This window comes from Pseudomonas trivialis (assembly GCF_036864995.1).
In the GTDB taxonomy this organism is placed as follows: domain Bacteria; phylum Pseudomonadota; class Gammaproteobacteria; order Pseudomonadales; family Pseudomonadaceae; genus Aquipseudomonas; species Aquipseudomonas trivialis.
Genome location: NZ_CP142151.1, coordinates 4,565,837 through 4,578,638, shown reverse-complemented (window position 1 = coordinate 4,578,638; position 12,802 = coordinate 4,565,837). Strand labels below are relative to the sequence as shown.

Sequence of the window (12,802 nt, the reverse complement as noted above, 5' to 3'; positions counted from 1 at the left end):
AATGACTTCTGCGTTGTCCTCCACCCGGTTGCCTTGCGGCAATCGGGTTCTTGATTTGGCCCATACACATGTCATGGGCATTCTCAATGTAACCCCCGACTCTTTTTCCGATGGTGGCCGCTTTAGCCAACGGGATGCCGCTTTGCGTCATGCCGAGGCCATGGTGTCTGCTGGCGCGACCTTGATTGATGTGGGGGGCGAGTCGACCCGACCTGGCGCGCGCGTGGTTTCTCCGCTGGAGGAGCTGGAGCGGGTAGCGCCGATTGTCGAGTGCATCGCCCATGAGCTGGACGTGATCATTTCGGTCGATACTTCGACGCCCGCTGTAATGCGCGAAACCGCGCGGCTGGGTGCCGGCCTGATCAATGATGTGCGTGCGCTGCGGCGTGATGGCGCCCTGGATGCCGCTGCGGCGACCGGTCTGCCGGTCTGCCTGATGCATATGCTGGGCGAGCCCGGCGATATGCAGGACAATCCCCATTACGATGACCTGGTGGGCGAGGTGAGTGGTTTTCTCGCTGGGCGCATGGCGCAGTGTGCCGCAGCAGGCATTGCGCCGGAGAAGGTCATTCTTGATCCGGGTTTTGGCTTCGCCAAAACTCTGCAACACAATTTAAGTCTGTTCAAACACATGGAAGCCCTGCATGCCCTTGGTCGACCATTGCTGGTCGGGGTTTCCCGCAAAAGCATGATAGGGCTCGCCTTGAATCGCCCGGTAGGTGAGCGTTTGTATGGCGGCCTTGCATTGGCCGCGCTTGCCGTAGGCAAAGGTGCGCGCATTCTGCGTGTGCATGATGTTGCCGAGACTGTTGATGTGGTGCGCATGATTGCCGCTGTAGAATCAGCCGAATAAGAATGATGGAGCACTTATGACTAAAAAATACTTTGGCACCGACGGTATCCGTGGTCGGGTCGGCGAATTTCCAATTACCCCTGATTTCATGCTCAAGCTGGGTTGGGCGGCAGGCATGGCGTTCCGCAGCATGGGCGCGTGCCGCATCCTGGTGGGCAAGGACACACGCATTTCAGGCTACATGTTCGAGTCCGCGCTGGAGGCCGGCTTATCGGCCGCTGGTGCCGACGTTATGTTGCTGGGCCCAATGCCTACGCCTGCGATTGCTTACCTGACGCGTACCTTTCACGCTGAAGCCGGTATCGTGATCAGTGCGTCGCATAACCCGCACGATGACAATGGCATCAAATTTTTCTCGGGGCAGGGCACCAAGTTGCCGGACGAGATCGAATTGATGATCGAAGAGTTGCTGGATGCGCCGATGACGGTGGTTGAATCCAGCAAGTTGGGCAAGGTGTCGCGTATCAATGACGCGTCCGGTCGCTATATCGAGTTCTGCAAAAGCAGTGTGCCAACCAGCACCAGTTTTGCCGGGTTGAAGATTGTGGTTGATTGCGCCCATGGTGCCACCTACAAGGTCGCGCCAAGCGTATTCAAGGAGTTGGGTGCCGACGTGACCGTGCTGTCGGCCCAGCCCAACGGCTTGAACATCAACGACAACTGCGGTTCCACCCATATGGAGCAATTGCAGACGGCTGTGCTCGCCGAGCATGCCGACCTGGGTATTGCCTTCGACGGTGACGGTGACCGCGTGCTGATGGTGGATCACACGGGCGCCGTGGTGGATGGCGATGACCTGCTGTTCATCATCGCGCGCGACCTGCATGAGCGTAACAAGCTCCAAGGTGGCGTCGTCGGTACATTGATGAGCAACCTGGGGCTTGAGCTGGCGCTGGCAGATCTGGGTATTCCGTTCATCCGCGCCAACGTTGGCGACCGTTATGTCATTGCCGAGCTGCTCGAGCGTAACTGGTTGGTGGGCGGAGAGAACTCAGGGCACGTCGTGTGCTTCCAGCACACCACTACGGGCGATGCAATTATTGCCGCGTTGCAGGTGCTGCTGGCTCTGCGTCGTCGCAAGGAAAGCCTGGCCCAAGCGCGACAGGCCCTGCGCAAGTGTCCACAAGTGCTGCTCAATGTGCGCTTTGCCGGTGGTGAAAATCCAATCGAGCATCCGGCTGTCAAAGAGGCCTGCGAGCGTGTGACGCTGGCGATGGAAGGGCGTGGGCGCGTGTTGCTGCGCAAGTCTGGCACAGAGCCTCTGGTGCGCGTCATGGTCGAAGGTGAAGACGAAACACAGGTTCGCGGCCATGCCGAAGACCTGGCAAAACTGGTAACTGAAGTTTGCGCCTGAATTCGGCTTGCCAGTGATGGTGTGGTTGGGTAACATCTGCGCCCACTTTGACCGACGGGGTACAGCATGCGTCGCACGATGGTAGCTGGTAACTGGAAGATGCACGGTACCCGCGCCAGTGTCGCTGAGCTGATCGACGGCCTTCGTGAGTTGGCTCTGCCTGGCGGTGTCGATGTTGCGGTTTTCCCGCCTTTGTTGCATGTCAGCCAAGTGGTTGATGGCTTGAAAGGTACGTCGATTCAGGTCGGCGCGCAGAATTCTGCGGTGGAGCCCGGCCAGGGTGCGTTGACTGGTGAGGTTGCACCTAGTCAGCTGGTCGATGCGGGTTGCGCCTATGTACTGGTTGGGCACTCGGAACGTCGCCAGTTGATGGGCGAAAGTGATCAGATGCTCAATCTCAAGTTCGCAGCGGCGCAGGCCAGTGGCTTGATTCCGGTGTTGTGCGTAGGGGAGACCCTTGAGCAGCGTGAATCGGGCAAGACGATAGAGGTTGTCTCGCGTCAGCTGGACAGCATCATCGATGAGCTGGGTGTTGATGCGTTTGCAAGCGCGGTCATTGCTTACGAGCCGGTCTGGGCCATTGGCACCGGGCTGACTGCTACACCGCAACAGGCGCAGGATGTGCACGCAGCCATTCGTGCGCAGTTGGCGGAAAAGAATTCTGAAGTCGCACAAGGTGTGCGTCTTCTATACGGCGGCAGCGTGAAGGCGGCCAATGCGGTCGAACTGTTCGGCATGCCGGATATCGATGGGGGGCTCATTGGTGGAGCTTCCCTGAATGCAGATGAGTTCGGTGCGATCTGTCGCGCCGCGGGAAACTGAAAAAATGCTGGAAACAGTCGTAGTCGTTTTTCATCTGTTGGCTGCCTTGGGCGTAGTTGCCCTGGTTTTGCTGCAACAGGGCAAAGGTGCGGATGCTGGTGCGTCTTTCGGTGCAGGTGCTTCAAATACTGTGTTCGGAAGCCAAGGTTCCTCTACCTTTCTTAGTAAGTTTACTGCTATACTCGCCGCCGGTTTCTTCATAACCAGCCTGGGGTTAGGTTACTTTGCTAAAGAGAAAGCTCATGTGCTGACTCAAGCAGGTTTGCCAAATCCAGCAGTGTTGGAAGTACCAAAGGCGAAACCGGCTTCTGATGATGTCCCGGTGCTTCAAGAGCAAAAGTCGGCTACTCCAGCGACTGACGTACCTCCAGCTCAAGAGCAGAAGTAAGAAGGGTTGTAAACGCTGTATTGCCGAGGTGGTGGAATTGGTAGACACGCAACCTTGAGGTGGTTGTGCCCATAGGGTGTAGGGGTTCGAGTCCCCTTCTCGGTACCAATTATCAGGAGAGCCCGCTGTTGCGGGCTTTCTTGTAGGTGGAAGGTTACATTGACCCTGTAAGGGATCGGTCGTATACTTCCGCCCCAGCTTTGTCGCGGGGTGGAGCAGTCTGGTAGCTCGTCGGGCTCATAACCCGAAGGTCGTCGGTTCAAATCCGGCCCCCGCAACCAGTTTTAGCGGAGCCCCTTTTAAGGGGCTTTTTGTTAGCTGGACACTTTCAACGCCGCTGTTCGACGGCGTTTCAAGGATGGGCGTTTCGCCCATTTTTTTATTTTGCACAGCATGCACATACATGCACGAGGGGGTTCAGGTGTCGAGCAAGCTAGAAGAGTTGCAGGCCTTGCTGGCCCCGGTGGTCGTGGCCCTGGGCTATGAATGCTGGGGTATTGAGTTCTCGGCTCAAGGTCGCCACTCAATGTTGCGCGTTTATATCGATAAAGAGGGCGGCGTGCTGGTGGACGATTGTGCCATTGTCAGCCGTCAGATCAGCGGTGTGCTGGATGTTGAAGATCCTATTTCCGTTGAATACACCCTCGAAGTTTCCTCGCCAGGCATGGAACGCCCACTGTTCACTATTGATCAGTTTGCAAAATTTGCCGGTGAACAAGTGAAGATCAAGCTGCGCTCCCCGTTTGAAGGGCGACGCAACTTTCAGGGCCTTCTGCGCGGTGTAGAAGAGCAGGATGTCGTGGTGCAGGTAGAAGACCATGAGTTCCTGTTGCCGATCGATATGATCGACAAGGCCAACATTATTCCCAGTTTTGACTGAGACGCGGATCCCGCGGATCCAATGGCTTGCGAAAGGCGAGGCGTACGATGAGCAAAGAAGTACTGCTGGTTGTTGAGTCGGTATCCAATGAAAAGGGTGTACCGGCAAACGTGATTTTTGAAGCGCTGGAGCTGGCCCTGGCCACCGCTACCAAAAAGCGTTTTGAGGACGAAGTTGATCTGCGTGTGGAAATCAACCGCCACACCGGTGCCTATGAGACGTTCCGTCGCTGGACAGTCGTCGAAGAAGCCGATCTTGATGATCCGGCCATCGAAACCTGGCCGAGCAAGGTTGCCGAAACGCATCCCGGCTCCAATGTAGGCGATGTCGTCGAAGAAAAGATCGAATCGATCGAGTTCGGCCGTATCGCAGCACAGACCGCTAAACAGGTCATCGTGCAGAAGGTTCGCGAAGCCGAGCGCGCTCAAGTCGTTGACGCCTATCGCGAGCGCCTGGGTGAAATCATCTCCGGCACCGTCAAAAAAGTTACCCGCGACAACGTGATCGTTGACCTGGGCAACAACGCTGAAGCGTTGTTGGCCCGTGAAGACATCATTTCTCGTGAAACCTTCCGTGTGGGTGTGCGCTTGCGTGCACTGCTCAAGGAAATCCGCACCGAGAACCGCGGCCCTCAGTTGATCCTGTCGCGTACCGCGCCGGAAATGCTGATCGAGCTGTTCCGTATTGAAGTGCCGGAAATCGCCGAAGGCCTGATCGAAGTCATGGCAGCGTCCCGCGACCCGGGTTCGCGCGCCAAGATCGCGGTCCGCTCCAAGGACAAACGCATCGACCCGCAGGGCGCTTGCATCGGTATGCGCGGTTCGCGTGTCCAGGCAGTGTCGGGTGAGTTGGGCGGTGAGCGTGTTGATATCGTGCTGTGGGACGATAACCCGGCTCAGTTCGTGATCAACGCCATGTCGCCGGCTGAAGTGGCGGCAATTATCGTCGACGAGGATGCCCATGCAATGGACATCGCCGTTGGCGCAGACAATCTGGCTCAGGCCATTGGTCGTGGTGGGCAGAACGTGCGTCTGGCCAGCCAACTGACTGGTTGGACCCTGAACGTGATGACCGAATCGGACATCCAGGCTAAGCAGCAAGCTGAAACCGGTGACATCCTGCGAAACTTTATCGAAGAGCTGGAAGTCGATGAAGACCTGGCGCAGGTGCTGGTAGATGAAGGCTTCACCAGCCTGGAAGAGATTGCCTACGTACCGTTGGAAGAAATGCTCAACATCGACGGCTTTGACGAAGACACCGTCAACGAGCTTCGCGCTCGGGCCAAGGATCGTTTGTTGACTAAAGCCATCGCTACTGAGGAAAAGCTGGCAGACGCCCATCCGGCCGAAGACCTGCTCTCGCTTGAGGGTATGGACAAGGATTTGGCGATGGAACTGGCGGTGCGCGGCGTAATTACCCGCGAAGACCTGGCCGAGCAGTCTATTGACGATCTGCTCGACATCGACGGCATTGACGAAGATCGTGCCGGCAAGTTGATCATGGCCGCCCGAGCCCATTGGTTCGAGTAATTAGGCGCGGCCTGAGGAGAGAAGTGCATGACGCAAGTCACGGTGAAACAACTGGCCGATGAGGTCAAAACACCGGTAGAGCGCCTGTTGCAGCAGATGCGTGAGGCAGGTCTGCCGCACACCGCCGCCGACGAAGGTGTGAGCGATAGTGAGAAGCAGTCTTTGCTGACTCACTTGAAGAGCAGCCACAAGGCGAAAGTGGAAGAACCGCGCAAGATTACATTGCAGCGCAAAACCACCAGTACCCTGCGTGTTGCGGGTAGCAAGAGCATCAGCGTTGAAGTACGCAAGAAGAAAGTCTTCGTACAGCGCAGCCCGGAAGAAATCGAAGCCGAGCGCAAACGCGATCTGGAAGAACGTCGCGCAGTAGAAAATGCTGCCCGTCAGAAGGCTGAAGAAGAAGCCAAGCGTCGCGCCGAAGAAGAAGCGCGTCGCCAGCCTGCGGCTGCGCAACCTGCTGCCACTGACGCGGTTGCTGCGCCTGTTGAAGCTGTGCGTGAGGCCGCTCCGGTTGCCGCTGCGCCTGCTCCGGCAGCCGACGCCCGCAAGCGCGACGAACCTCGCCGCCCGGACAAGCCACGTGCCGACGACAATAATCGTCGCAGCGGCGGTGGCGATGGCGAGCGCAAAAACGCTCCGCATCGTGCTTCGGTCAAAGAGAAAGCGCCTGCGCCACGCGTTGCCCCACGTACTACTGACGAAGAAAGCGATGGCTTCCGTCGTGGTGGTCGCGGCAAGGCCAAGCTGAAGAAGCGCAATGCGCACGGTTTCCAGAGCCCAACCGGCCCTGTCGTGCGTGATGTGCAGATTGGCGAGACCATCACTGTTGGCGACCTCGCCAATCAGATGTCGGTCAAGGCGGCTGAAATCATCAAGTTCATGTTCAAACTGGGCACCCCGGCCACTATCAACCAGGTGCTTGATCAGGAAACTGCTCAGCTCGTGGCTGAGGAGCTGGGCCACAAAGTGACCCTGGTCAGCGACACCGCCCTGGAAGATTCCTTGGCCGAGTCCCTGAAGTTTGAAGGTGAGACGTTCTCCCGTGCACCCGTTGTGACCGTAATGGGTCACGTTGACCACGGTAAGACTTCCCTGCTCGACTATATCCGTCGTGCCAAGGTAGCCGCTGGCGAAGCTGGCGGTATTACCCAGCACATCGGTGCGTACCACGTTGAAACTGAACGCGGCATGGTCACCTTCCTTGACACCCCGGGTCACGCCGCGTTTACCGCAATGCGTGCCCGTGGTGCCAAGGCGACCGACATCGTGATTCTGGTCGTTGCAGCGGACGACGGCGTGATGCCGCAGACCATTGAAGCGGTCCAGCACGCGAAGGCTGCCGGTGTTCCGCTGGTGGTTGCCGTGAACAAAATCGACAAGCCGGGCGCCGATCTCGATCGCATCCGCAGCGAATTGTCGGTTCACGGCGTGACTTCTGAAGAGTGGGGCGGTGATACGCCATTCGTCTCGGTTTCGGCGAAAGTCGGTACCGGTGTGGACGAGCTGCTCGAAGCGGTCCTGCTGCAAGCTGAAGTGCTTGAGTTGAAAGCAACCCCATCGGCCCCGGGTCGTGGTGTTGTGGTTGAATCGCGTCTCGACAAAGGTCGTGGCCCGGTTGCAACCGTTCTGGTTCAGGACGGTACCCTGCGTCAAGGCGACATGGTGCTGGTCGGTTCGAACTATGGCCGTGTACGTGCCATGCTCGACGAGAACGGCAAGCCCATCAAGGAAGCCGGTCCTTCCATCCCTGTCGAGATCCTCGGCCTGGACGGTACTCCGGACGCTGGCGACGAGATGAGCGTGCTGTCCGACGAGAAGAAAGCCCGTGAAGTGGCTCTGTTCCGTCAAGGCAAGTTCCGCGAAGTCAAACTGGCCCGTGCTCACGCCGGCAAGCTGGAAAACATCTTCGAGAACATGGGCCAGGCAGAGAAGAAGACGCTCAACATCGTCCTCAAATCTGACGTTCGTGGTTCCCTCGAAGCGTTGAACGGCGCCTTGAATGGTCTGGGTAACGACGAAGTGCAAGTGCGCGTTGTCGGTGGCGGTGTCGGTGGTATCACCGAGTCCGACGCCAACCTGGCACTGGCTTCCAACGCTGTCCTGTTCGGTTTCAACGTGCGTGCCGATGCCGGCGCTCGCAAGATCGTCGAGCAGGAAGGCCTGGACATGCGTTACTACAACGTCATCTACGACATCATCGAAGACGTCAAGAAAGCCCTTACCGGCATGCTTGGCAGCGACGTTCGGGAGAACATCCTGGGTATCGCCGAGGTGCGTGACGTGTTCCGCTCGCCGAAATTCGGCGCGATCGCCGGTTGCATGGTTATCGAAGGTGTTGTGCACCGTAACCGTCCAATCCGTGTACTGCGTGAAGACATCGTTATCTTCGAAGGCGAGCTGGAATCCCTGCGCCGCTTCAAGGATGACGCTTCCGAAGTGCGTGCCGGCATGGAATGCGGTATCGGCGTCAAGAGCTACAACGACGTCAAGCCTGGCGACAAGATCGAAGTCTACGAGAAGGTTCAGGTTGCTCGCAGCCTCTAACTCGCGCACTTCAAGGGCCACGCGGCGCTCCGGCATGCAAATGCCAGGCGCCGTGTCCGGACTCTAAACGCAACGCCCGGTCTGGCTTTTGTCAGGCCGGGCGTTTGCCGCTTTCAGACACCACGGGTTTCACCGTGTGGCAGTAACAGGTAACAAGACATGGCAAAAGAATACAGCCGTACCCAGCGTATCGGCGATCAGATGCAGCGCGAGCTGGCTCAATTGATCCGTCGCGAAGTCAAAGACCCGCGTGTCGACCTGGTCACCATTACCGCCGTTGAAGTGAGCCGTGACGTGGGTCACGCCAAGATCTTCATCACCGTGATGGGGCAGGACAGCAGCGAAGAAATCGCGCAAAGCATTAAGGTACTCAACGCGGCGGCAGGTTTCCTGCGCATGCAGTTGGCCCGTGAAATGAAGCTGCGCAGTGTTCCCCAGTTGCACTTCCACTACGACGAAAGCGTCGTGCGTGGCGCGCACCTGTCAGCATTGATCGAGCGCGCCGTGGCAGAAGACAGCCAGCACCCGTCCACACCTGAAGACGCCAAGGAGTAAGCGGTGGCTCAGGTCAAACGTATCCGTCGCAACGTCAGCGGCATCATTCTGCTCGACAAGCCCATTGGTTTTACTTCCAATGCCGCGTTGCAGAAGGTTCGCTGGCTGCTCAATGCCGAAAAGGCCGGGCACACGGGCAGCCTCGACCCCCTGGCCACCGGCGTGTTGCCGTTGTGCTTCGGCGAGGCCACCAAGTTCTCGCAATACCTGCTCGATTCCGACAAGGGTTACGAAACCCTGATGCAACTGGGCAAGACCACCACCACGGCCGACGCCGAAGGTGATGTTCTGCAGGTGCGTGATGTGACCGTTGGTCGTGCTGATATCGAGGCGGCTTTACCCGGTTTTCGTGGGCAAATCAGCCAGATACCGCCGATGTACTCGGCCCTCAAGCGTGATGGACAGCCTCTTTACAAGCTGGCACGTGCGGGCGAAGTAGTGGAGCGCGAACCGCGTTCTGTTACTATTGCGCGCTTGGAATTGCTCGCCTGTGAAGGCGACACCGCGCGCCTGGCCGTGGACTGCAGCAAAGGTACCTATATCCGTACCCTCGTGGAAGATATTGGTGAACAGCTTGGTTGCGGTGCGTACGTGGCAGAACTGCGACGCACCCAGGCGGGCCCCTTCAGCCTGGCTCAGACGGTCACGCTGGAAGAGTTGGAAGCGGTTCACGCCGAAGGCGGCAACGAAGCGGTTGATCGCTTCCTGATGCCATCGGACAGCGGTTTGCTCGATTGGCCATTGCTGCACTTCTCGGAGCACAGCGCGTTCTACTGGCTCAACGGCCAGCCGGTACGTGCCCCGGATGCCCCGAAGTTCGGCATGGTGCGGGTACAGGATCATAACGGTCGTTTCATCGGAATCGGTGAAGTGAGCGAAGACGGGCGCATAGCGCCGCGTCGACTGATTCGGTCAGAATGACCGAACGAGGGTGGCTGTTAATAGGCACGGTCACTTCTCATTTTTAGATACAGGGATTTGTCCCTGGCCTATTGAGATCACCCTTTGGGTGGTTTCCTGAAAAAAGGATTGCCTCATGGCTCTCGACGTTCAAGAAAAAGCACAAATCGTAGCTGACTATCAGCAAGCTGTTGGTGACACTGGTTCGCCAGAAGTGCAAGTTGCACTGCTGACCCACAACATCAACAAGCTGCAAGGTCACTTCAAGGCCAACGGTAAAGACCACCACTCCCGTCGTGGTCTGATCCGCATGGTAAACCAGCGCCGTAAGCTGCTGGACTACCTGAAAGGCAAGGATCTGGGTCGTTATCAGGCTCTGATCGGTCGCCTGGGTCTGCGTCGCTAACAAGCGATTGCGCTAGAGGTTGGTTGTCTGCCGTGTGTCAGTGGGATTCCCGCTGGCCCATGGCAGGCTCCCAGCCTCAAGTTTTATCTGGATACACGTTTTACCCTGGACAGGCGTTGGGCCGATTCCCGACATTGCCCAAGAATTTCGCAAGAAGACAAGTTCCCCAAGAGCCACAAAGAAGGTAGGACACCGTGAACCCGGTTATCAAAAAATTCCAGTTCGGTCAGTCGACCGTTACCCTCGAGACAGGCCGTATCGCCCGTCAAGCCTCCGGCGCAGTGCTGGTTACCGTTGATGACGACGTTACCGTACTGGTGACCGTTGTTGGCGCCAAGACCGCTGACCCAAGCAAAGGCTTCTTCCCTCTTTCCGTTCACTACCAGGAAAAGACTTACGCTGCCGGTAAGATCCCTGGTGGTTTCTTCAAACGTGAAGGCCGTCCTTCCGAAAAAGAAACCCTGACTTCCCGACTGATCGACCGTCCGATCCGTCCGCTGTTCCCCGAAGGCTTCATGAACGAAGTGCAGGTTGTCTGCACCGTCGTTTCCACCAGCAAGAAGACCGATCCGGACATCGCTGCGATGATCGGTACCTCGGCTGCCCTGGCTATCTCGGGCATTCCGTTCGACGGCCCGATCGGCGCTGCCCGCGTTGCTTTCCACGAAAGCACCGGCTACCTGCTGAACCCGACTTACGAGCAGCAGAAAGCTTCGAGCCTGGACATGGTCGTTGCCGGTACGTCCGAAGCCGTATTGATGGTTGAATCGGAAGCCAAAGAACTGACCGAAGACCAGATGCTGGGCGCGGTACTGTTTGCTCATGACGAATTCCAGGCTGTCATCAAGGCTGTCACCGAACTGGCCGCCGAAGCTGCCAAGCCGACCTGGACCTGGGCTGCTGCGCCGGAAGCCACAGAATTGCTGGGCGCTATCCGCTCGGAGTTCGGTGACGCGATCTCCCAGGCTTACGCCATCACCGTCAAGGCCGATCGTTACGCTCGCCTGGGCGAGCTGAAGGACCAGGTTGTTGCCAAGCTCTCCGGTGAGGAAGGCCAGCCTTCGTCCAGCGAAGTCAAAGCCGCTTTCGGCGAAATCGAATACCGCACCGTTCGCGAAAACATCGTTAACGGCAAGCCACGTATCGACGGCCGAGACACCCGCACCGTACGCCCGCTGAACATCGAAGTCGGCGTGCTGCCGAAGACTCACGGTTCGGCCCTGTTCACCCGTGGTGAAACTCAGGCGCTGGTAGTTGCGACGCTGGGTACTGCCCGTGACGCACAGCTGCTGGACACCCTGGAAGGCGAGAAAAAAGACCCGTTCATGCTGCACTACAACTTCCCGCCGTTCTCGGTCGGTGAGTGTGGTCGCATGGGTGGCGCTGGTCGTCGCGAAATCGGCCACGGCCGTCTGGCCCGTCGTTCGATCGCTGCGATGCTGCCGACCGCCGATGTGTTCCCGTACACCATCCGTGTTGTATCGGAAATCACCGAATCCAACGGTTCCAGCTCCATGGCTTCCGTCTGCGGTGCTTCCCTGGCGCTGATGGACGCCGGTGTGCCGATGAAGGCACCGGTTGCCGGTATTGCCATGGGTCTGGTTAAAGAAGGCGAGAAGTTCGCCATCCTGACCGACATCCTGGGTGACGAAGACCACCTGGGCGACATGGACTTCAAGGTAGCCGGTACCGCCAAAGGTGTGACCGCGCTGCAGATGGACATCAAGATCAAGGGCATCACCGAAGAGATCATGGAAATCGCCCTGGGCCAAGCCCTGGAAGCGCGCCTGAACATCCTCGGCCAGATGAACCAGATTATTGGTCAGTCGCGCACCGAGCTGTCGGAAAATGCTCCGACCATGATCGCGATGAAAATCGACACCGACAAAATCCGTGATGTCATCGGTAAAGGTGGCGCGACCATTCGTGCGATCTGTGAAGAGACCAAGGCTTCGATCGACATCGAAGACGACGGTTCGATCAAGATCTTCGGCGAATCCAAGGAAGCTGCAGAGGCTGCGCGTCAGCGTGTTCTGGGCATCACTGCCGAAGCCGAGATCGGCAAGATCTACGTCGGCAAGGTTGAGCGCATCGTCGACTTCGGCGCATTCGTCAACATCCTGCCGGGCAAGGACGGTCTGGTTCACATCTCCATGCTCAGCGATGCTCGCGTAGAGAAAGTGACCGATATTCTGAAAGAAGGCCAGGAAGTGGAAGTGCTGGTACTGGACGTGGACAACCGCGGCCGTATCAAGCTGTCCATCAAGGACGTTGCAGCAGCCAAGGCCTCGGGCGTTTAATCACCCCCAGGCTTCACGCTGAAAAAGGACTCTTCGGAGTCCTTTTTTTATGGGCCCACGAAAGCTAAGCGTGATCAGCCGTTTAGCACCACGGACAAAAGCCGCAACTTGCATGCAGATCCAGGCGTCTTCATGCAAGTTGCACGATTCCGGGAAAATGGAGGTTTTATAACTCTTTGTTTTTAAAGGAATTAATGCCGTCCTGCAACTTGGCACACTGCCTGCAATATCCCTGTTAACGCTGCAGCATCAAGGTTTACGCGCCGCAGAC

11 protein-coding genes and 2 tRNA genes are annotated in these 12,802 nt (G+C 57.8%); all 13 read left to right on the top strand.

The genetic code is table 11. The annotated features are described in order from the left end of the window. The first annotated feature begins 1 nt into the window (after position 1). The 13 genes from folP to pnp all read left to right on the top strand — a co-directional run bounded on the left by folP (position 2) and on the right by pnp (position 12,531). A complete protein-coding gene (folP, locus tag VRB54_RS20160) occupies positions 2–853 on the top strand; it encodes a dihydropteroate synthase (RefSeq protein ID WP_338478514.1) in 852 nt (283 codons plus the stop codon). 16 nt (positions 854–869) lie between these two features. Continuing rightward, on the top strand, positions 870–2,207 hold the full coding sequence (glmM, locus tag VRB54_RS20155) for a phosphoglucosamine mutase (RefSeq protein ID WP_338478513.1): 1,338 nt from the start codon (positions 870–872) through the stop codon (positions 2,205–2,207). Positions 2,208–2,273: 66 nt separating this feature from the next. Beyond that, positions 2,274–3,029 carry a triose-phosphate isomerase gene (tpiA, locus tag VRB54_RS20150; RefSeq protein WP_338478512.1) on the top strand — a complete coding sequence of 252 codons (756 nt, stop codon included), beginning with the start codon at positions 2,274–2,276 and terminating at the stop codon, positions 3,027–3,029. Positions 3,030–3,033: 4 nt separating this feature from the next. Next, positions 3,034–3,417, top strand: coding sequence for a preprotein translocase subunit SecG (secG, locus tag VRB54_RS20145; protein ID WP_003235031.1), 384 nt, complete (start codon positions 3,034–3,036; stop codon positions 3,415–3,417). Positions 3,418–3,439: 22 nt separating this feature from the next. Then, a tRNA-Leu gene (locus tag VRB54_RS20140) sits at positions 3,440–3,525 on the top strand. Positions 3,526–3,621: 96 nt separating this feature from the next. Continuing rightward, positions 3,622–3,698, top strand: a tRNA-Met gene (locus tag VRB54_RS20135). A gap of 140 nt (positions 3,699–3,838) precedes the next feature. Further along, positions 3,839–4,297 carry a ribosome maturation factor RimP gene (gene rimP, locus VRB54_RS20130; protein ID WP_003235029.1) on the top strand — a complete coding sequence of 153 codons (459 nt, stop codon included), beginning with the start codon at positions 3,839–3,841 and terminating at the stop codon, positions 4,295–4,297. Between the two features lie 47 nt (positions 4,298–4,344). Continuing rightward, a complete protein-coding gene (gene nusA / locus VRB54_RS20125) occupies positions 4,345–5,826 on the top strand; it encodes a transcription termination factor NusA (protein ID WP_003235027.1) in 1,482 nt (493 codons plus the stop codon). A 27-nt stretch (positions 5,827–5,853) separates the two neighbouring features. Further along, positions 5,854–8,370, top strand: a complete 2,517-nt coding sequence (gene infB / locus VRB54_RS20120; protein ID WP_209984906.1) for a translation initiation factor IF-2 — start codon at positions 5,854–5,856, stop codon at positions 8,368–8,370. A gap of 159 nt (positions 8,371–8,529) precedes the next feature. Continuing rightward, entirely contained in the window at positions 8,530–8,925 is a 396-nt protein-coding gene (rbfA, locus tag VRB54_RS20115; RefSeq protein WP_338478511.1) for a 30S ribosome-binding factor RbfA, read from the top strand. Between the two features lie 3 nt (positions 8,926–8,928). After that, positions 8,929–9,846 (top strand): tRNA pseudouridine(55) synthase TruB, encoded by a 918-nt coding sequence (gene truB / locus VRB54_RS20110; protein WP_003235022.1) that lies wholly within the window; start codon positions 8,929–8,931, stop codon positions 9,844–9,846. 115 nt (positions 9,847–9,961) lie between these two features. Continuing rightward, positions 9,962–10,231 carry a 30S ribosomal protein S15 gene (rpsO, locus tag VRB54_RS20105; protein ID WP_003176135.1) on the top strand — a complete coding sequence of 90 codons (270 nt, stop codon included), beginning with the start codon at positions 9,962–9,964 and terminating at the stop codon, positions 10,229–10,231. 194 nt (positions 10,232–10,425) lie between these two features. Further along, positions 10,426–12,531: a polyribonucleotide nucleotidyltransferase gene (gene pnp, locus VRB54_RS20100; RefSeq protein ID WP_338478510.1), complete on the top strand. Its 2,106-nt coding sequence runs from the start codon at positions 10,426–10,428 to the stop codon at positions 12,529–12,531. Positions 12,532–12,802: the final 271 nt, after the last annotated feature.